A 19982-nucleotide genomic window follows, 5' to 3' on the forward strand; every position below is an offset into this window, starting at 1 on the left:
ATCAGTCGCAGAGGTGGGCCCGGCTCGCGTCGATGAGCGCGCGACCGACCCTGGCCGTGTCCCACTCGTCGTTCTGGGACGCGATCGCACTGGTGAGGGGACGGATCCGATCGAGGACCGTCTCGGTGTCCGCGCCGTCGTCGATTCCCCGGCAGATGCCGAGACCGACCTCTAGGGTCGTCTCCGCGGTCATCTCGGTCGGCAACCCGAGACCGGCCAGGTCGGCGAGGAAGGCGCGCTCCTCCTCGGTGCGCAGCGGCCCACCCGTCCCCGGCCGGGCGCCGACCGACGTGTCCGCCGCGACGGTCTCGGGCGAGGCCGCCGTGGTCGACCCGTTGGCGTCAGACCCGTCCGCTGCATCGCCACACGCCGCCGCGACGGCCGTCACCGCGAGGAGCGCCGTCGTGGCCAACACCCGTGCACGGACGCGCCTCATGCGCTGAGCTCCCGGTCTGCGGCGGCCACGCGGTCCCGGATCCCCGCGAGCAGCGGGCCGAAGCCCCCGGGCTGGACCAGGACGAGTTCCTGGGTGGCGCGGGTGGTGCCGACGTAGAGATCCTGCAGACCCTGCGGCGAGCGCGCGAGCACACGATCCGGGTCCACGACCACGACCACGTCGAACTCGAGCCCCTTGGCCAGGGCCAATGGCAGCACCGATGTCCCCGGCCGGGCCCGTTCCGCGACCTCGGCGAGGGCGGCGTACCGCGGAGTGGTACCTTCGTCGTCGTCACCGTCATGGTCGCCGCCAACGCCAACGCCACCGTCGTGGCCGCGCCCGTCAACCTCCCCGCCGTCGTCCGGGACCAGAACAGCCACCGCGCGCTCCGACGGCACCGCGCGGATCTCCTCCGCCACGACCCGCGTGACCTCGTCGGCTTCCGGTTCCAGCCACGCCACCGGGCGCCGCCCCGGTCGCACCGGGCGCGGCGAGGCCGCGTCGGGATCGATCTCCGCCAGCAGCAGCTCCGCCACCGCGGAGATCGTCTCGGGCGTCCGGTAGTTCACCGTCAGCTCGGTCAGGATCCACCGGTCGTCGACGTACGGCGACAGGGCGTCGTGCCACGAGTCGATCCCGGCCGGACTCGACGTCTGGGCCACGTCCCCGACGAGGGTCATCCACCGGTTGGGGGAGCGGCGCATGATGACCCGCCACGCCATGGTGGACAACTCCTGGGCCTCGTCGACGATCACGTGCCCGAACGCCCACGTCCGATCGGCCCCCGCTCGGTCCGCGACCGTGAGGTCCGAATCGGCGCTGTGGCGGCGGGCCAGCGCCTCGGCGTCGACGACGTCATACGCCATGAGCACCTCGGGATCGAGATCGTCCTCGATGTCCTGGACCGCCGAGCCGGTGAGGATCTCCAGCGCCTCCTCCGCCTGGCGCAGCTGCTCCGCCCAGGCGCGGTCGGCCTCGCTGCCGTCCGCCGTCGGATCCTCCCCGAGCAGCTCCGCGAGCTCTTCGAGCAGCGGCACGTCCGCCACCGAGAACGCGGCGCCGTCCCGGCGGAAGAGCGCCTCCTGGTCCTCCGCGACGTAGTCACCCGCCGCCTCGGCGATCCGCTCGCGGCTCGAGAGCAGATCGGCCAGCAACTGCTCCGGCCGCAGGACGGGCCACCACTCGTCGACGATCTCCGCGACCTCGCGGGAGGCCTCCACCTCGCGCCGGAGCTCCGCGCGGTCGTCCGCGTCCAACAGCGGCCGGGCCGGATCCCCCAGATCCCCGACGCCGTCGCCCTCCGGCGACCACGCCTCGTCCTCCGCGCGCCCCACCGGATCGGTCAGGGCGGCCACGTACTGCTCGGTGAGCGCGTCGACGATCCGCGTCGCGAACGCCTCCCGCGCCTGGTTGTGGGGGCGTCGGGTCATCCGCGCCCGCCCCCGCGCCGCCCGCACCGTGGCCGGGGCGAGAGTGAGGTCGTGGCCCTCCACGCGCACCACCACCTCGGACCGCGGCGCGAGCTGACGCGCCCGCACGGCGGCCTTGAGGATGCCGACCATCTCGCCCGACCCCTTGACCTCCTCACCACGCAGCGTCTCGGGGCCGGTCGCCCGCACGCCCGGATAGAGATCGGCGAGGGTGCGCAGCACGACCCCCGACTCGCCGAGCGACGGCAGCACCCGGGCGATGTAGTCGAGGAACCGTGCGTTGGGGCCCACGATGAGTACGCCGCTGCGGTCGAGCCGCTGACGGTGGGTGTAGAGCAGATAGGCCGCGCGGTGCAGGGCCACCGCGGTCTTGCCCGTGCCCGGCCCGCCCTGGACGACCAGCACGCCCGCGTGGGGATTGCGGATGATCTCGTCCTGCTCGCGCTGGATGGTCGCCACGATGTCCGTCATGTGCCCGGACCGCGCGGTGTCGAGTGCCTCCAACAGGGCCGATTCCCCCACCACGTCGTCGTGGTCCTCCGGCAACTCGCCGTCCTCCGGCGCCGTCAGGTACTCGTCGTGGATACCGATCACCCGACGCCCGATCGTGCGCAGGTGACGACGGCGGTGCGCGCCCTCGGGCCGGGCGGTCGTGGCCAGGTAGAAGGGGCGGCTGTGGTCGGCGCGCCAGTCCAACAGCAGCGTGGTGAGGTCCTCGTCGTCGTCCCGCAGCCCCACGCGGCCGATCCGCCGGACCTCCCCGTCACCCATGTCCAGGCGGCCGAAGTACAGGCCCAGGTTGGCCGCGCTGAAGGCCGCGAGCTCCGACGAGTAGAGCCGGGCGAACGACTCCCGCTCCGACCGGGCCTGCGGCGTCCCGCCGGAGGTGCGCAGGACGGCGTCGAGCCGCGCGCGGGTGTCCGCCCGCAACTCCTCGAGGCGGTCGAGGAGACGACCGAGGTGACGCTGCTCCTCGTCGACGGCGTCGTGTCCCGTCACAGGCGCTCCTTCCGGTTGGGGCTGTTCGGGCAGGACGTCCAGGGTACCGGGATCCGCGACGTGCCCTCGGACGGCGATGACCCCGCCCGGGTGCGGGCGGGGTCATCGGGTGACGAGATCGTCCGGGGAGCCGACCGGCCCGAGTGGCGGCCGGGTCCCGAACGGGTCAGGGATGGATGGCGTCGGCCGCCTTCGCCCGGACCTCGTCGGTCTTCTTCTTGGCCATCAGGGCCGCCTTGCCGGCGTCCTTCTCGAACCGGGCGGTCTTCTTCTTGGCGTCCTTGCCGAGTCGCGCGGACTTCTTCTTGGCCTGCTTCTCCGCGGCCTTCTTCCGCGCCAGCGCGGCGTTGCGGACGTCGTCGGCCTGGTCGGACGCGACCCGGGCGGCGGCGTCGGCGCGGCCCCGCACCTCGGCGGCGACCGGCACGGCCGCGTCGCGGACCTGGGCGGCGATCGGAGCGGCCTGATCCCGTGCGGCGGCGGCGCGCCCACGCAGTCGGCCGGCGACCTCGGGAGCCTTCTCGCGGACGGCCCCGGCGACGCCGGTCGCCTGCTCACGAACCTGGTCGGCCACCTCGGGGGCCTTCTCACGCACCGTCTCGGCCACCTCCGGGGCCTTGTCCCGGATCGTATCGGCGGCGCCTCGCGCCTGGTCCGCGACGCTGTGGGCGACGCCGGCGATCGCCGCGCCGGCCGCAGCGGACTCGGCCTTCGCGCCGGGCAGCTTGGCGGCGACCGTGTCGCCGGCCTTGCGGGCGCGCCACGCCAGGCCGGGCTGACCGGCGGTGTCGACGGAGGCGAGCAGGAGCGCACCGAGGAGTGCGACGTCCGTGGCCAGCCCCGTGGTCTTGCGGCTGCGCGCGGCCGGGTCGGACTCCATCCAGAACGCGTGTCGGCTGATCGCCGAGGGGACGTGGGCGGCGGTGAGTGCCAGTGCCGACAGGCGGGGGGCCTTGCCCAGCGCGAACAGCGCGCCCGCGCCGATCTTCACCCCGGCGAGCGCCTTGACGAGCGTCTCGGTGTCCTTGGGCACCGGCGGCACCGACGTGGACACCTTCTCGTTGACGGCCTGCTCACCCTTCTCCACCAGCGGTGCCGTCTTGTCGACGAGCGGTGCGGCATCGGCGACGTGGGCCTGCGGATTGCGAAGCGTCTCAACGCCGTCGATGACGAACACCGTGGCGAGCATGGGTCGTGCGAGTCGTCGAATCATCGTTCCTCCTGGATAGGTGGGAGTGCGTCACCGAACCTAGTGCGAACTCGCGGCGCGCGCTTCCGGTCGCGGTCGCGGGTCGCCGGTCGGCGGGCGAGTCGACCGACCGTCACCACCCGCGGTCGCGCCACTCGGCCAGGTGCGGACGCTCGGCGCCGATCGTCGTGTCGTCGCCGTGTCCGGGGTGGACCACCACGTCGTCGTCGAGGACGTCGAAGACCCGGGACTCCAGGTCGTCCATCAGGGTGGTGAAGTCCTCGGGGGATCCGGTCTTGCCGGGCCCGCCGGGGAACAACGAATCGCCCGAGAACAGATGGGTCCCCGCGTCCGTCCGCAGGAGCAGGGCGATGCCGTCGGGCGTGTGGCCGCGCAGTCCGATGACCTCCAGTCGGAGGTCGCCCACCTCGAGTTCGTCCCCGTGGGAGACGTGTCGATCCGTGGGGACGTCGATGCCCGCGGCGTCACCGGGGGAGGCGATGGTGGTCAGGCCGAGCGCCTCGACCGTCTCAGCGAGCCCGATCCAGTGGTCGGCGTGCAGGTGGGTGGTCAGCACCTCCTTGACGCCGGGGGCGCGGTCGCGCAGATGCTCGACGAGCTGCGGCGCGTCGTTGGCGGCGTCGACCAGCAGGACCGCGCCGGTGTCGGTCGACTCGATGACGTAGACGTTGTTGTCCATCTCGCCGACGGAGATCTTGCTCAGTCGCGCGGGACCCACGGTCCAGCGCTCGCCGGTCAGGCGCCCGGAGAGGCGGCCGGAATAACCCTCGGTGAGGGTGATGCGGTCGGGTAGGGACTCGGTGGGATTCGACATAACTGCAGGCTACCGACGTCGGACGCGGCCGGTGGCCGTAAACGTGTCGTACCACGTTGGTACCTTCGTCTGCGGGAACGGTGGCCATGCCCCGGCGTACGGCTTCCGTCACGGATCAGTGGCGGCGCTCCCCATTCGGAAGGAGAACCCATGGTGGACCGTCTGGTCGTCCGCGGCGCACGGGAGCACAACCTCAAGGGCGTGGACATCGACGTGCCCCGCGACTCGCTGATCGTCTTCACGGGGCTGTCCGGCTCCGGCAAGTCGTCGCTGGCGTTCGACACGATCTTCGCGGAGGGTCAGCGTCGGTACGTCGAGTCGCTGTCCTCCTACGCCCGGATGTTCCTCGGTCAGATGGACAAGCCGGACGTCGACTTCATCGAGGGTCTCTCGCCGGCGGTGTCGATCGACCAGAAGTCGACCAACCGCAACCCCCGGTCGACCGTCGGAACCATCACCGAGGTCCACGACTACCTCCGTCTGCTCTACGCGCGCGCCGGGGTACCACACTGTCCGACGTGTGGCGAGGTGATCTCGCGGCAGACCCCGCAGCAGATCGTCGACCAGATCCTCGAGGGTGAGGAAGGGGCGCGGTTCCAGGTGCTCGCGCCCGTCGTGCGGACGCGAAAGGGGGAGTTCGTCGACCTCTTCGCGCAGCTCGCCGCCGACGGCTACAGCCGTGTGCGAGTGGACGGTGTCCTGCACTCGCTGTCCGAGCCCCCGACGCTGAAGAAGCAGGAGAAGCACGACATCGAGGTGGTGGTCGACCGGTTGGCGACCAAGCCGTCCTCGCGCCAGCGGCTGACCGACTCGGTCGAGACCGCCCTCGGCCTGGCCGACGGCGTGATCGTGATCGAGTACGTGGACCGCGACGAGTCGGATCCCGCCCGCCACCGGCGGTTCTCGGAGCACATGGCGTGCCCCAACGGCCACCCCATCGCGTTGGACGACATGGAGCCGCGCGCGTTCTCGTTCAACAACCCGTACGGCGCCTGCCCGGTGTGTGACGGCCTAGGAGCGCACCTCGAGGTGGACCCCGACCTCGTGGTCCCCGATCCCGAGCGGTCCCTGGCCGACGGTGCGATCGCGCCCTGGTCGGGTGGTCAGAGCGCGGACTACTTCCAGCAGCTCCTCACCGGCCTGGCCAGCGACATGGGCTTCGATCTGCGGACGCCGTGGCAGGACCTGCCCGCGAAGGTGCGCAAGGCCGTGCTGGGAGGAGCCCCGACCAAGGTCCGGGTCCAGTACCGCAACAGGTTCGGACGGACCCGCACCTATGACGCCAAGTTCGAGGGCGTCATGTCGTTCCTCAAGCGACGCCTCGAACAGACCGAGTCCGAATCGCAGAAGGAGCGCTACCAGGGTTACATGCGCGAGGTGCCCTGCCCGGGCTGCGACGGGACCCGCCTCAAGCCGGAGATCCTCGCCGTCACCCTCGCGGGCCCCGGCGGCCAGGAGCGCTCGATCGCGGACATCAGCCGTATGTCGGTCGAGGACTGCGCGGCCTTCCTCGACGGGCTGGAACTGGACTCGCGGCAGGCGATGATCGCCGGCCGCGTCCTCAAGGAGATCCAGGCCCGGATGGGGTTCCTCCTCGACGTGGGCCTGGACTACCTCTCCCTGGACCGCGTCGCCGGCAGTCTGTCCGGTGGTGAGGCCCAGCGCATCCGCCTGGCCACCCAGATCGGGTCGGGCCTGGCGGGAGTGCTCTACGTGCTCGACGAACCGTCGATCGGCCTTCACCAGCGCGACAACCGCCGCCTCATCGACACCCTCGTCCGCCTCCGCGACCTGGGCAACACCCTGCTCGTGGTCGAGCACGACGAGGACACCATCCGGTCCGCGGACTGGATCGTCGACATCGGCCCGCTGGCCGGTGAGCACGGCGGGCGGGTCGTCCACTCGGGCGACTACAAGGGGTTGCTGGCCAACACGGAGTCGCTCACCGGCGACTACCTGGCCGGCCGACGGAAGATCGCAGTGCCCGCCAAGCGACGCGAGCCGAGCCCCGACAGGCGGCTCCACGTCCGGGGCGCCCGGGAGAACAATCTCAAGAACGTCGACGTCGTGTTCCCCGCCGGCGTGCTGTGCGCTGTCACCGGGGTGTCGGGGTCCGGTAAGTCCACCCTTGTCAACGACATCCTGGCGACGACGCTCGCCAACCAGCTCAACCGCGCGCGGCAGGTCCCCGGCCGGCACTCCCGGATCGACGGGGTCGAGGACTTCGACAAGCTCGTCCAGGTGGACCAGTCGCCGATCGGCCGGACCCCGCGCTCCAACCCGGCCACCTACACCGGCGTCTTCGACAAGATCCGCACCCTGTTCGCGGCGACCACCGAGGCCAAGGTGCGTGGCTACAAGCAGGGCCGGTTCTCGTTCAACGTCAAGGGCGGGCGCTGCGAGGCCTGTCAGGGCGACGGCACGCTCAAGATCGAGATGAACTTCCTGCCGGACGTCTACGTGCCGTGCGAGGTGTGCCACGGCGCGCGGTACAACCGCGAGACGCTCGAGGTGCACTACAAGGGCAAGACCATTGCCGAGGTGCTCGACATGCCCATCGAGGAGGCCTGCGAGTTCTTCGAGCCCATCACCTCGATCCACCGCTACCTCAAGACGCTCACCGAGGTCGGGCTCGGCTACGTCCGACTCGGCCAGCCCGCGCCCACCCTCTCGGGCGGCGAGGCCCAACGCGTGAAGCTCGCAGCGGAGCTGCAGAAGCGTTCCAGCGGACGGACGGTGTACATCCTCGACGAGCCCACCACCGGTCTGCACTTCGAGGACATCACCAAGCTCCTGCTGGTGATCCAGGGTCTGGTGGACAAGGGCAACACCGTCATCGTCATCGAGCACAATCTCGACGTCATCAAGAGCGCCGACTGGGTCATCGACATGGGACCGGAGGGCGGTGCCGGCGGCGGGACCGTGGTCGCCGAGGGGACCCCCGAGCAGGTCGCCACCGTCCCGGAGAGCCACACGGGACGGTTCCTCGCGGAGGTCCTGCCCGCAGCGGATACCTCGACGGGGCAGGGGACCGACGGAACGAGCGCGGGAGAGAAGCCCTCCGCCTCGACCGCGACGAACGGGGCGCGCAAGGCCGGTGTGGCGAAGGCCGGTTCGACACAGACCGGAGAGAAGAGTTCGGGTACGAAGAAGCCCGCCCCGACCGCGGCCAAGAAGACCGCCGCCAAGGCGGCTCGCAGGGCGCGCGCGCTGCGCTGATCACCCGCCTCCGGGCGCGTGGTGCGTGCCCGATGCGAGCGGTCGGCGCCGTGCGGGCGCCGACCGCGGTGGGGGAGAGGTCAGTAGACCGGGCCGGTGAACTTCTCGCCGGGGCCCTCGCCGGGCTCGTCGGGGTACGCGCTGGCCTCGCGGAACGCCCGCTGCAGGCCCTGCAGCCCGTCACGCACGACGCGTGCCTGGGGCCCGAGATGCTCGGCCGAGCCGGTCACCAGGCCCGCGAGAGCGGTGATGAGCTTGCGGGACTCGTCGAGGTCGAGGCGCGGGCTCGAGGCCGGGTCATCGTCGGACAGCCCCAGCTTCTCGGCCGCGGCACTCATGAGGACGACGATGGAACGGAAGATGATCTCCTGCGCGGAGACGTCCGCCAGATCGACGATCTCGACCTCGCGAGCGTCGAGGTGATCCCCGAGCAGGTTCTCGGTGGCCTGGTCGGCGGATGAAGGATGGTCGGTGCTCATGCCGTTTACTGTCCCACGGACCGCCCGGAGCCGTGTGTACCGACACCGGTTTGGGGGCAACGGCCGGAACTGGTAGAGTTCATCACCGACTGTGGGAGCCCGCTACGACGCGGGTTCCGTCGTCCAAGAGGAGCCCGATCTCCCACCATCCGACGCCGCGAGGCAGTTTGATGGTCACCACCCCGGCGAGGGGTACCGCGAGTGATCGCGGACGTGTTCTCGTCGACGGGTGAGGAGTGAGAGGCCCCCGGTAGACATGCCGTGGGGCCTTCTCGGCTTCGCCGGCCACGGCCGGCGAGCGTGGGGCCCCTCGAGGGCGGTTGTGCGGCCACGTGAGTGGTCGCGGACGCCAGCACCGTAACTACCGAGGAGGGCCCATCAGCGCCGAAGCACGTATCAACGAACGAATCCGTGTCCCCGAAGTCCGACTCGTCGGCCCCGGGGGCGAGCAGGTGGGGATCGTTCGCGTCGAGGATGCACTTCGTCTGGCCCTGGAGGCCGATCTGGACCTCGTTGAGGTCGCGCCCAACGCACGCCCGCCGGTGTGCAAGATCATGGACTACGGCAAGTTCAAGTACGAGGCGGCGCAGAAAGAGCGCGAGTCGCGGAAGAACCAGCAGCAGACCGTCGTCAAGGAGCAGAAGCTCCGGCCGAAGATCGACACACATGACTACGAGACCAAGAAGGGGAACGTCGTCCGTTTCCTCGAGAAGGGCTCGAAGGTCAAGGTCACCATCATGTTCCGTGGCCGTGAGCAGTCCCGGCCCGAGCTCGGGTTCCGGCTGCTGCAGCGCCTGGCCGACGACATCACCGAGTACGGATACGTGGAGACCAGCGCCAAGCAGGACGGCCGCAACATGACCATGGTCGTGGCCCCCCACCGCGGCGCCAAGACCCGCGCCAAGGCGCAGGACTCGAAGGTCACCGACCCCGCGTCCGAGTAGGCCCTCCGCGCCGACAAGACCACGGACGCACGCCGTCCGCACACCCGAGGCCCCACCGGGCATTCCGGGCCGAACCATGTGAGGAAGACCGATCATGCCGAAGATGAAGACCCACAAGGGCACTGCCAAGCGCTTCCGGAAGACCGGAACCGGCAAGCTGGTCCGCCAGCAGGCCAACCGCCGCCACATCATGGAGAAGAAGCCCACCAAGCGCACCCGTCGCCTCGACGGCCGCACGGACGTCGCCCCGGCCGACGTGCCCCGCATCAAGCGGCTCCTCGGGCTCTGAGCCCCTCCTACCTTCAGTAATTCACGGTCGCCCCGTAGGCGACCGACCCAGACCAGTGAGGATTGACCAGTGGCACGCGTGAAGAGGGCAGTCAACGCCCAGAAGAAGCGTCGGACCGTACTCGAGTCCACCAAGGGCTACCGTGGGCAGCGTTCACGGCTGTACCGCAAGGCCAAGGAGCAGATGCTCCACTCGATGACCTACAGCTACCGCGATCGTCGCGCGCGCAAGGGCGACTTCCGGAAGCTGTGGATCTCGCGGATCAACGCCGCGGCCCGCGCCAACGACATGACCTACAACCGCTTCGTCCAGGGCCTCAAGCTCGCCGGCGTTGAGGTGGACCGTAAGGTGCTCGCCGACCTCGCCGTCACCGACCCGGCCGCCTTCACGGCGCTGGTCGAGGTCGCACGCAAGGCTCTGCCGGCCGACGTCAACGCACCGGCTGCCTGACACTCGCGACTTGACGAACACTCCGCCCGACCAGGGCACGGGGCGACCCGCGGATCCGTTCACCGAACGGACCCCGCGGGTCGTTTCCGCATCCAAGCTCCACCGCTCGGCTGCCCGGCGCAAGGCCGGCCGCTTCCTCGCCGAGGGCGCCAACTCGGTCGAGGCCGCGCTCGCCACCGGCTCCGCCGTCGAACTCTTCTGTACCGAGGCGGCGCTCGACCGGTTCGGCGGCCTGATCGACGCCGGTCGCTCCGCCGGCGTCCCGGTGTCCGTGGTGACCGACCGCGCCATCCGCGGGCTGTCCGATACCGTCACGCCGACCGGGATCGTCGCTGTCTGCCGCTCCGTCACGCGAACCGCCGCCGACGCCACCACGCGCGCCGCGGTGACGAACGACGGGCCGGACATGGTCGCCTCGCCGCGCCTCGTCGCGGTCGGTCAGGGACTGGCCGAGCCGGGCAACGTCGGTACCCTCATCCGTGTCGCGGACGCGCTCGGCGCCGACGCCGTGTGGCTCACCGAGGGAGCGGTCGACCCGGAGAACCCCAAGGCCGTCCGTTCCTCGGCCGGGAGTGTCTTCCACCTCCCCGTGGTACGCGGCATCGCCGAGGACGACCTCGTCGGTCGCGCCCACCGGGCGGGTCTGCAGGTCGCCGTCGCGGACGCCGGCGGAGAGGTCGACATCGAACGCGCCGACGATGTGCTCGCCGCTCCCACCGCGTGGATCTTCGGCAACGAGGCCCACGGCGTGCCGACTGACCTCGCCGTCGCCGCCGACCTGCGGGTTCGCATCCCCATCCGCGGTCGCGCCGAGAGCCTGAACATCGTCACTGCGGCGTCCATCTGCCTGCACACCAGCTCCCGGCTGCAGGCGGGAGCGTGAGCGCCACGCTCACCGTCCGCGGAGTCGGCGCCACCCGGGGAGCGCGCACGCTGTTCGATGGGCTCGACCTCGTCGTCGCCCCCGGTGACGTCTGGGGCCTGGCCGGGCCCAACGGCGCCGGTAAGTCCACCCTGCTCCACGCGCTGGCCGGCGACCCTCTCGCGGAGATGACCGGACAGGTCACCGTCAGCCCGCCGGACGCCACGGTCGGCCTCCTCCGCCAGGAGGTGGAGCGGGACGACGACGAGGTGGTGCGCGACTTCCTGCACCGCGTCACCGGCGTCGCGGACGCGCAGGCGCGGATGGACGCGCTCGCGGAGCGGATGGCCGACTCCACCGCCGCCGCCGAGGCCTACGGGGACGCCCTCGAACGCTGGCTCGCGCTCGGCGGCGGCGACCTCGACGACCGGATCCCCGCCACCGCCGCGCGGCTCGGGCTCGACGCCGCCGTGACGGAGCTGCCGATGACCGCGCTGTCGGGAGGGCAGGCCGCGCGCGTCAACCTCTGCGCCGTCCTGCTCAGCCAGTACGACATCCTGCTCCTCGACGAGCCGACCAACGACCTCGACCTCGCGGGACTGGCCGTCCTCGAGGAGTTCATGCGGTCCGAACGCCGCCCCATGGTGGTGGTCAGCCACGATCGCGAGTTCCTGTCCCGATGCGTGACCGGCATCGTCGAACTCGACTCCGCCCAGCGGCAGATCACCGTGTTCGACGGGGGCTACGAGTCCTACCTGACCGAGCGCGCGCTGGCGCGGCAGCGGGCCCGCGACGCCTATGAGGAGTACGCGGGCCGGGTCGACCAGCTCAAAGAGCGCGTGCAGACGCAGAAGACCTGGCTCGACAAAGGCGTGCGCAACACCATGCGCAAGACCGGCGGCAAGGACGTCGAACGGGACAAGCACATCCGCAACCGGGCCGGACAGCGGTCGGAGAAGCAGGCTGCCAAGATCGCCCAGTCCGAGCGGGCGATGGAGCGGCTCGAGGTGGTCGAGGAGCCGCGCAAGGAGTGGGAGCTGCGCATGGAGATCGCCGCCGCACCCCGCTCCGGCGCGGTGGTGGCGGTGCTGACCGACGCGGTGGTCCGGCGCGGGGACTTCGCGCTGGGGCCCGTCACCGTGCAGCTGGGTGCCGGCGACCGGGTCCTCGTCAGCGGGGCCAACGGTGCCGGGAAATCCACCCTGCTGGCGGTGCTCACCGGAGCGTCGTCGCCCGATGCGGGGCGCGCGACGATCGGGTCCGGCGTGGTGCCCGGCCGGGTCGACCAGGCGCGCTCGGAGTTCAGCGGCGGCGACACGCTGCTCGACACGTTCTGTGTGGCCGCCGACCCGGCCGGGCTCGACCCCACCGAGGCGCGAACACTCCTGGCCAAGTTCGGGCTCGGCGGCGAGCACGTCGCGCGGGCCTGCGCCACGCTGTCACCGGGCGAGCGCACCCGCGCGGCGCTGGCGCTGCTCCAGCAGCGCGGGGTGAACCTGCTCGTCCTGGACGAACCCACCAACCACCTCGACCTTCCCGCGATCGAGCAGCTCGAGCAGGCCGTGGACGCCTTCGACGGGACGGTCCTGCTGGTGACCCACGACCGGCGCATGCGGGACACCTTCCGCGCGACCCGCGAGTTCGTGGTGGAGTCGGGGGCCGTCCGGGAGGCCAGGTGACGCAGCCTGCCGGCGGGATCAGCTCGGAGCGCAAGCCGTCAGGATTGTCGCCGCCGCGGTGTGGGATCCGGCGAGGAGATGACGACGACGAGGAGCGCGGTGACCCGGCGCCGGGGCTGAGCCCTCGGACGAGCCGGCCCGGGCGGACCCGGGGGCGCTACGGGGATCGACTACCCTCGGAACCCGTGGTGTGTCGGTTGCGAGAGGCCGACGTGACGGGGAGGACGAGGGCACTGGTGAGCGAAGACACAGGCGCGGGCGAGGTCCGGATCGACGAGGAGTCACTGACCGGCTACGCCGCCGACGCCGAGGCCGCGTTCGCGGGAGCCTCCGACCTCGACGCGTTGGCCGCCGCCAAGACGGCGCATCTGGGCGACCGCAGTCCGGTCGCCCTGGCGCGGCGGGGCCTGGGCGCGCTGCGCAAGGAGCAGAAGGCGTCGGCCGGCAAGGCGGTCAACGTGGCCCGCGGGCGCGTGCAGCAGGCATATGACAGGCGCCTGGCCGAACTGCAGGCCGAGCGCGACGCCGCCGTCCTCGTGGCCGAGACGCTCGACCTGACGGTCCCGTCCGGACGCGCCCCGGTGGGAGCCCAGCATCCCATCACGATCATCACCGAGGAGGTCACGGACGTGTTCGTGGCGATGGGCTGGGAGATCACCGAGGGGCCCGAGGTCGAGGCGGAGCACTACAACTTCGACGCGCTGAACTTCTTGCCCGATCATCCGGCGCGCACGCTGCAGGACACCTTCCACGTCGCGCCCGAGGGCAGCCGCCAGGTGCTGCGCACGCACACCTCCCCGGTGCAGATCCGCACGATGCTCGACCGCGAGCCGCCGATCTACGTGGCATGCCCGGGCCGGACCTTCCGTACCGACGAGCTCGACGCCACCCACACCCCGGTCTTCCACCAGGTGGAGGGTCTGGCGATAGACAAGGGGCTGACGATGGCCCACCTGCGTGGCGCGCTCGACGCGTTCGCGCGCGCCCTGTTCGGTCCGGGGACCCGGACGCGCATGCGGCCCAACTACTTCCCGTTCACCGAACCCTCCGCCGAGGTGGACGTGTGGTTCCCCCGCAAGAAGGGCGGCGCCGGGTGGGTCGAGTGGGGCGGCTGCGGCATGGTCCACCCGAACGTCCTCACGGCCTGCGGGATCGACCCCGAGGAGTACTCGGGCTTCGCGTTCGGTATGGGCCTGGAGCGCACCCTGCAGTTCCGGAACGGCCTGTCGGACATGCGCGACATGGTCGAGGGCGACGTCCGCTTCTCCCTGCCCTTCGGCATCCGCGCCTGACGCGCCGCACCCCTCCCACCACACTGAGACGAAGGACCCCACAGTGCGAATTGCGCAGTCCTGGTTGACCGAGATCCTGCAGCGGGCCAACGACGGCTGGTCCGTGACGCCCGCCGAGCTCGACGCCGGGTTCGTTCGCGTCGGCCTCGAGGTGGAGGGCGAGCCGGAGCAGCTCCCCGAGATCACCGGCCCGCTCACGATCGGCCGGGTCGCGAGTATCGAGGAGCTCGAGGGCTTCAAGAAGCCCATCCGCTTCTGTCTGGTCGACGTGGGCGGTGACGAGCCGCAGCAGATCGTGTGCGGCGCCCGCAACTTCGCGGAAGGCGACCTGGTCGTCGTCGCCCTACCGGGCACCGTCCTGCCGGGCGGGTTCGAGATCGGCAAGCGCAAGACCTACGGCAAGCCGAGTGAGGGCATGATCTGTTCGGCCTCCGAGCTGGGGATCGGCTCCGACCACAGCGGGATCATCGTCCTCGCCGAGGGCACCGCCGAGCCCGGGGACCCCGCCGGCCCGGTGTTGGCCGCGGGCGCCGGCGAGCGGGACACCGTGATCGAACTCAACGTGACGCCGGATCGGGGCTACTGCCTGTCTGCCCGCGGCCTGGCCCGCGAGCTGGCGTGCGGGTTCGACCTGGATTTCGCCGACCCGGCGGTCGAGCTCGGGCTGCCGTCGGAGAAGGAGGCCTGGCCGCACGAGGTGACCGCCGAGTCCGGTGCCCGGCGGTTCGCCCTGCGTCGCGTGACGGGCGTGGACCCGGCCGCGCGCACCCCGTGGTGGATGGCCCGCCGCCTGTTGCTCTCGGGCGTGCGTCCGATCTCCCCGGCCGTAGACGTCACCAACTACGTCATGCTCGAACTCGGTCACCCGATGCACGCGTTCGACGCCGCCCGCGTGCAGGGCGGTCTCGTTGTGCGTCGTGCGCGGGCGGGGGAGACCCTGGTGACGCTCGACGACGTCACGCGCACCCTCGACCCCGAGGACGTCGTCATCTGCGACGAGACCGGCCCCATCTCGATGGCCGGCGTCATGGGCGGTGCCTCCACCGAGGTCTCGGACACGACGACCGACGTCCTGTTGGAGGCCGCGGTGTGGGACACGCTCGCGGTGTTCCGGACGATCCGCCGTCACAAGCTGCCGAGTGAGGCCGGCAAGCGCTACGAGCGCGGGGTCGACGCGGCGGCCTCGATCGCCGCCCTGGACCGCGCGGCCACCCTGCTCGCCGAGATCACCGGCGGCACGGTCGAGGACTCGCTCACGGACGTGGGGTCCGCCCCGGTCATGCCGACGATCGCGTTCGACCCGGACCGCCCCTCGCGCGTGGCCGGCGTCGGGTACCCGGCCGGGACCGCCCGGAGGCGCCTGGAGCAGATCGGCTGCGCCGTCGCCGGTGACGACGCAGTGCTGCTGGAGGTCACGCCGCCGACCTGGCGTCCCGACCTCGCGCTGCCGGCCGACCTCGTGGAGGAGGTGCTGCGCCTGGAGGGGCTGGAGAACATCCCGTCGGTGCTGCCCACCGCCCCGGCGGGCCGGGGCCTGACCGCCGAGCAGCGTGGGCGACGCGCCGTCGGTCACGCCCTCGCCGCGGCCGGGCACGTGGAGGTGCTGACGTCCCCGTTCTGTGATCCGTCGGTGTTCGACGACATGGGACTGGGTGACGACGACGAGCGCCGCAACACGATGTCCGTGGTCAACCCCCTCGAGAGCGACAAGTCGCACCTCGCGACCACGCTGCTGCCCTCATTGGTCGAGATCGCCCGCCGCAACATCACCCGGGGGACTCGCGATCTCGCGCTGTTCTCGGTCGCGCAGGTGTCGTTCCGTACGCCCACAACCGCGCCGGTGGAGATGCTGCCGGTCGACCGCGAGCCCACCCCGGAGGAGCGCGAGCGGCTGAGCGCCTCGCTGCCCGAGCAGCCGCTGCACGTCGCTGCGTTGTACACCGGCAAGCGCGAGCCGGCCGGGCACTTCGGCCCGGGCCGGGAGGCCGACGCCCTCGACGCGGTGGAGGCGGCGAGGATCGTCGGTCGTACGCTCGGTGCCGAGGTGCGTGTCCGGGCGGCGGAGTGCGCGCCCTGGCACCCGGGCCGCTGTGTGGAGGTGCTCGTCGACTCGGTCGTCGTCGGGCACGCCGGCGAACTGCACCCGGCGGCGTGCGAGCGACTCGGAGTGCCGGCCCGGACCTGCGCCGTGGAACTCGACCTCACCGCGATCGGTGTCCGTGAGGTCCTGCCGGCCCCGACGATCTCGGCGTACCCGGCGGTGAACCAGGACGTCGCTCTCGTGGTGGACGCCTCGGTGCCAGCCGCGGACGTCGAGTCCGCGCTGCGCTCGGGGGGCGGGGAGCTGCTCGAGAGCGTGCGCCTGTTCGACGTCTACACCGGCGCCCAGCTCGGCGAGGGCCGCAAGTCCCTGGCGTATGCGCTGACGTTCCGCGCCGCCGACCGCACGCTCACCGAGGACGAGGCGAGCACCTGGCGCAGCGCGGCCGTCGAGGCCGCGGAGAAGGCCGTGGGGGCGGTTCTGCGTGGCTGACAGGGTCCGGGCACCGAGGGTGCTGTGCATCGCGGGCACCGACCCGTCCGGCGGCGCGGGTTTGCTCGCGGACGTCAAGGCGGTCGCCGCGATGGGCGGGTACGGGATGGGCGCCGTCACCGCGGTCACCGTCCAGAACACCGTCGGCGTCACCGGGGTGCACGCCGTGCCGCCCGAGACCGTCATCGCCCAGCTCGACGCCGTGGCCGAGGACGTGGTGATCGACGCCGTCAAGATCGGCATGCTCGGTGAGGCGGGCCTCGTCGAGGCGGTCGGGGACTGGCTTCGTCGTCGTCGTCCTCCGCACGTCGTCCTCGACCCGGTCATGGTCGCCACCACCGGTGGCCAGCTGGCCAGTGACGACGCCGCGCACAGGCTCCGTGACCTGGTACCCCTCGCGGACCTTGTCACGCCGAACGTCCCCGAGCTCGCCGTCCTGTGCGGCGAGACGAGCGCCACGGACATCGAGACCATCGTCGGTCAGGCCGAACTCGTTCACGAGCAGACCGGCTGCGCGGTGCTCGCCACCACCGGCGACCTCGAGGACGGCAGCGCCGAGGACGTCCTCGTCGAGACCGAGGGCGGCCGGCGGACCACGCTCCGCCTGCCGTTCGTGCGGGTCGACACCCCGCACACGCACGGCACCGGATGCTCGTTGTCCTCGGCCCTGGCCACCGCCCGTGTCGGCGTGCCGGACTGGGAGGCGGCCTACCGCCGCGTCCGGCCGTGGATGGACGGGGCGCTGCACGGTGGGCTCGCACTCGAGGTGGGCCGCGGATCCGGGCCGCTCGACCACACCTGGTTCCTGCACCGCTGAGCGTGTCCGGGGGTCGCCCCGGACGTCGGGCACGGTTGCTCCGGCCGAGGCGCGGCCGCCGTCGGTGTCGTACACGTGTGCGAGCATCCGTCCCGACTGACAGCCGAGACGACCAGGAGCAGACCATGAACGCCTCCCACGCCACCTCCTCGCATGACGACCAGCGCCACGGGAGCGACCGCGACCGGCGCGGAGCGGACGACCGCGACCCGCATGGTGCGGGCCCGCGCGGCCGCGACGACGCCCCGCCACCCGAGAAGGCGCTGGACCGGGTGCGCAAGCTCTTCGCCAAGGCCGAGAGCGTGGCCGGCACGCCGGAGGCGGACGTGCTCCTCGAGCGCGCCTACGCACTTCTCGCCAAGTACGGCGTCGACGAGGCGCTGGCGCGCACGGGTCCCGACACCACCGCGGCGGAGGTGACCGTGCTCGACCACGTGGTCTCGGGCAGCTATCAGCCCGACCAGGTGGGCCTCGTCGCCGCACTCGCGTCGGCGATGCACTGCCGGGCCGTCACCGCCGTGCGCGGGGACAACACGCGCGTCGTCCATATCGTCGGGGTCCGTCGGCACGTCGAGCGGGTGGGCATGCTGGCCGGCGCGTTGACCGGGGTGATGCTCGCCGCGGCGGCCCGCCAGCGCCCGGCGCCCGGCGTCTCCGCCGTCACCCATCGCAAGTCGTTCATGACCGGGTTCGCCTTCGAGGTCGGCCGGCGGCTGGAAGCCGCGGAGCAGGGCGCCGTCGCCGAGAGCCGCGACGCGGCAGGGGCGGGGATCGTCCTCCGGTCGGACGCCCAGCGGGCGGACGCGGAACTGCGCCGCCGGTTCCCGACCGCGGTGCGCGGCTCCCGCCGACGGGTCGGTATGTCCGGGATCGAGGAGGGGCGCCGGGTGGGCGGCTCGGTGGACCTGGGGCAGCGGCGGTTCGCGGGGGGACGGCGGCAGCTGGGGGCCTGACCCCGCACGTGCAAAAGATTGCAATCTCGTGCATACTCGTGCGTATGGCAATCAAGGTAGCGGTCGCAGGTGCTTCGGGATACGCGGGAGGGGAGTTTCTCCGCCTCCTCCTGGGGCATCCGGCCTACGTGTCGGGTGAGCTCGAGCTGGGCACCCTGTCCGCCGGGTCGAACGCCGGGCAGACGCTGGGTGAGCATCATCCGCACCTGCTGCCGCTCGCCGACCGCGTCCTGGCGGAGACCGACTCGCAGTCCCTCGCAGGCCACGACGTGGTGGTGCTCGGCCTGCCCCACGGGCACTCCGCGGCGATCGCCGAGCAGCTGGGGCCGGACGTCCTCGTCGTCGACCTCGGCGCGGACTTCCGGCTCTCCAGCGCCGAGGACTGGACGGGCTACTACGGTTCCGAGCACGCCGGGTCGTGGCCGTACGGGCTGCCCGAGCTGCCGGGGGCGCGCGAGGCGCTGCGGACCACCCGCCGTGTCGCCGTGCCCGGGTGCTTTCCCACCGGGGCGACGCTCGCGTTGTTCCCGGCCGTCGCGGCGGCACTGATCGACGCCTCGGGCATCACGATCGTCTCCGTCACCGGCGCGTCGGGCGCCGGCAAGTCCGCCAAGGTCCCGATGCTGGCCTCGGAGGTCATGGGCTCGGTCAAGGCGTACGGCGTCACCACCCACCGGCACACCCCGGAGATCCTCCAGAACCTCCGGTCGGTCACCGACGAGGAGGTGTCGTTGAGCTTCACGCCGGTTCTCGCCCCCATGGCACGCGGCATCCTCACCACCGCCGTGGCCCCCACCACGGCGAGCGCCGCCGAGCTGCGAGCGGTCTACGCGGAGGCGTTCGGCGCCGAGCCGTTCGTCCACGTCCTGCCCGCTGGCGTGCAGCCCATGACCGCCTCCGTTCTCGGCTCCAACGCCGTGCAGCTTGGCATCGAAGTGGACGAGCGCGCGGGCCGCGCGGTGTTCACCGCCGCGATCGACAACCTCGCCAAGGGCACCGCCGGCGGGGCGATCCAGTCGATGAACCTCGCTCTCGGCCTGCCCGAGACCGACGGGCTCAGCACGGTCGGTCTCGCCCCGTGACAGGCGGCGGACCGGTCGGCGCTGACGGCGCCGCGCCGGGGGAGGACCTCCACGGCCTCGTCCGTCGGAGGTACATCGACGCCCCGGGGAGCGTGTCGTGGTGGGCGCCCGTCGGCACCGCGGCCCGGCTCGACATCTCCGCGCCGGGCGTGCCCGAGACGGCGCTGGCCGGCGAACTCCAGTGGAGCGCCCGCTGCGCACAAATACCCGCCACCCGCGGCGTGGTGTTGATCGGAGGCGCCGGCGCAGGGGACACGGCCGCCGACTTCGCCGCTGCGCACCTCGTCGCCGAGAGTGTCGCCGAGTCGTTGGCTGCGACGTCCGGGACGCAGGTCGGCCCGATCGAGGTCCTCGTCTTCCGACCGGACACCGAGCACTCGCCGTTGCCAGAGCCGGCGCCCACGGCCGACGGCGTGGAGTTCCGGTTCCGACACCGCGGCGGCGCCGGCGTCCATCTCACCCTGACCATCCCCGACCAGCCCGGAGAGGCCTGA

Annotated in this window: 17 protein-coding genes; 12 read left to right on the forward strand and 5 right to left on the reverse strand. The window is 71.9% G+C overall.

Annotated elements, in window-relative coordinates:
* Position 1 precedes the first annotated feature (1 nt).
* The 4 genes from DPA01S_RS09225 to DPA01S_RS09240 all read right to left on the reverse strand — a co-directional run bounded on the left by DPA01S_RS09225 (position 2) and on the right by DPA01S_RS09240 (position 4889).
* Positions 2 to 436 (reverse strand): DUF732 domain-containing protein, encoded by a 435-nt coding sequence (locus DPA01S_RS09225; protein WP_232303088.1) that lies wholly within the window; start codon positions 434 to 436, stop codon positions 2 to 4.
* A complete protein-coding gene (locus DPA01S_RS09230) occupies positions 433 to 2865 on the reverse strand; it encodes a HelD family protein (protein WP_061228771.1) in 2433 nt (810 codons plus the stop codon). Before DPA01S_RS09230 ends, DPA01S_RS09225 begins: the two co-directional genes overlap by 4 nt.
* A gap of 166 nt (positions 2866 to 3031) precedes the next feature.
* Positions 3032 to 4078, reverse strand: coding sequence for a DoxX family protein (locus tag DPA01S_RS09235; protein ID WP_061228770.1), 1047 nt, complete (start codon positions 4076 to 4078; stop codon positions 3032 to 3034).
* Positions 4079 to 4187: 109 nt separating this feature from the next.
* A complete protein-coding gene (locus DPA01S_RS09240; protein ID WP_061228769.1) occupies positions 4188 to 4889 on the reverse strand; it encodes an MBL fold metallo-hydrolase in 702 nt (233 codons plus the stop codon).
* Between the two features lie 150 nt (positions 4890 to 5039).
* Between DPA01S_RS09240 and uvrA the strand changes: the two genes are divergently transcribed.
* Positions 5040 to 8108, forward strand: coding sequence for an excinuclease ABC subunit UvrA (uvrA, locus tag DPA01S_RS09245; RefSeq protein ID WP_061228768.1), 3069 nt, complete (start codon positions 5040 to 5042; stop codon positions 8106 to 8108).
* Positions 8109 to 8188: 80 nt separating this feature from the next.
* On the opposite strand, the gene DPA01S_RS09250 is transcribed toward uvrA, so the two are convergent.
* The gene (locus DPA01S_RS09250; RefSeq protein ID WP_061228767.1) at positions 8189 to 8587 is read right to left on the reverse strand and encodes a DUF1844 domain-containing protein; all 399 of its coding nucleotides are present in this window, start codon (positions 8585 to 8587) and stop codon (positions 8189 to 8191) included.
* A 332-nt stretch (positions 8588 to 8919) separates the two neighbouring features.
* On the opposite strand from DPA01S_RS09250, the gene infC reads away from it, so the two are divergent.
* The 11 genes from infC to DPA01S_RS09305 all read left to right on the forward strand — a co-directional run bounded on the left by infC (position 8920) and on the right by DPA01S_RS09305 (position 19982).
* Positions 8920 to 9531 carry a translation initiation factor IF-3 gene (infC, locus tag DPA01S_RS09255; protein WP_100086307.1) on the forward strand — a complete coding sequence of 204 codons (612 nt, stop codon included), beginning with the start codon at positions 8920 to 8922 and terminating at the stop codon, positions 9529 to 9531.
* 94 nt (positions 9532 to 9625) lie between these two features.
* Positions 9626 to 9820, forward strand: a complete 195-nt coding sequence (rpmI, locus tag DPA01S_RS09260) for a 50S ribosomal protein L35 (RefSeq protein ID WP_007630819.1) — start codon at positions 9626 to 9628, stop codon at positions 9818 to 9820.
* Between the two features lie 69 nt (positions 9821 to 9889).
* Positions 9890 to 10270 carry a 50S ribosomal protein L20 gene (rplT, locus tag DPA01S_RS09265; protein WP_007630820.1) on the forward strand — a complete coding sequence of 127 codons (381 nt, stop codon included), beginning with the start codon at positions 9890 to 9892 and terminating at the stop codon, positions 10268 to 10270.
* Between the two features lie 10 nt (positions 10271 to 10280).
* A complete protein-coding gene (locus DPA01S_RS09270; RefSeq protein WP_061228766.1) occupies positions 10281 to 11153 on the forward strand; it encodes a TrmH family RNA methyltransferase in 873 nt (290 codons plus the stop codon).
* Positions 11150 to 12811 carry an ABC-F family ATP-binding cassette domain-containing protein gene (locus tag DPA01S_RS09275; protein WP_061228765.1) on the forward strand — a complete coding sequence of 554 codons (1662 nt, stop codon included), beginning with the start codon at positions 11150 to 11152 and terminating at the stop codon, positions 12809 to 12811. Before DPA01S_RS09270 ends, DPA01S_RS09275 begins: the two co-directional genes overlap by 4 nt.
* 236 nt (positions 12812 to 13047) lie before the next feature.
* Complete coding sequence (gene pheS / locus DPA01S_RS09280) at positions 13048 to 14103, forward strand: phenylalanine--tRNA ligase subunit alpha (protein WP_061228764.1); 1056 nt, start codon at positions 13048 to 13050, stop codon at positions 14101 to 14103.
* Between the two features lie 43 nt (positions 14104 to 14146).
* Positions 14147 to 16636, forward strand: coding sequence for a phenylalanine--tRNA ligase subunit beta (gene pheT / locus DPA01S_RS09285; protein ID WP_061915635.1), 2490 nt, complete (start codon positions 14147 to 14149; stop codon positions 16634 to 16636).
* Complete coding sequence (gene thiD, locus DPA01S_RS09290) at positions 16629 to 17453, forward strand: bifunctional hydroxymethylpyrimidine kinase/phosphomethylpyrimidine kinase (protein ID WP_232303089.1); 825 nt, start codon at positions 16629 to 16631, stop codon at positions 17451 to 17453. The genes pheT and thiD overlap by 8 nt, the downstream gene beginning before the upstream one ends.
* Positions 17454 to 17578: 125 nt before the next feature.
* Positions 17579 to 18406: a DUF2786 domain-containing protein gene (locus DPA01S_RS09295; RefSeq protein WP_232303090.1), complete on the forward strand. Its 828-nt coding sequence runs from the start codon at positions 17579 to 17581 to the stop codon at positions 18404 to 18406.
* A 44-nt stretch (positions 18407 to 18450) separates the two neighbouring features.
* Positions 18451 to 19488 (forward strand): N-acetyl-gamma-glutamyl-phosphate reductase, encoded by a 1038-nt coding sequence (argC, locus tag DPA01S_RS09300; protein WP_061915638.1) that lies wholly within the window; start codon positions 18451 to 18453, stop codon positions 19486 to 19488.
* Positions 19485 to 19982 (forward strand): hypothetical protein, encoded by a 498-nt coding sequence (locus DPA01S_RS09305; RefSeq protein ID WP_061915641.1) that lies wholly within the window; start codon positions 19485 to 19487, stop codon positions 19980 to 19982. Before argC ends, DPA01S_RS09305 begins: the two co-directional genes overlap by 4 nt.

It is taken from the genome of Dietzia papillomatosis NBRC 105045 (assembly GCF_001570845.1).
Taxonomy (GTDB): domain Bacteria; phylum Actinomycetota; class Actinomycetes; order Mycobacteriales; family Mycobacteriaceae; genus Dietzia; species Dietzia cinnamea.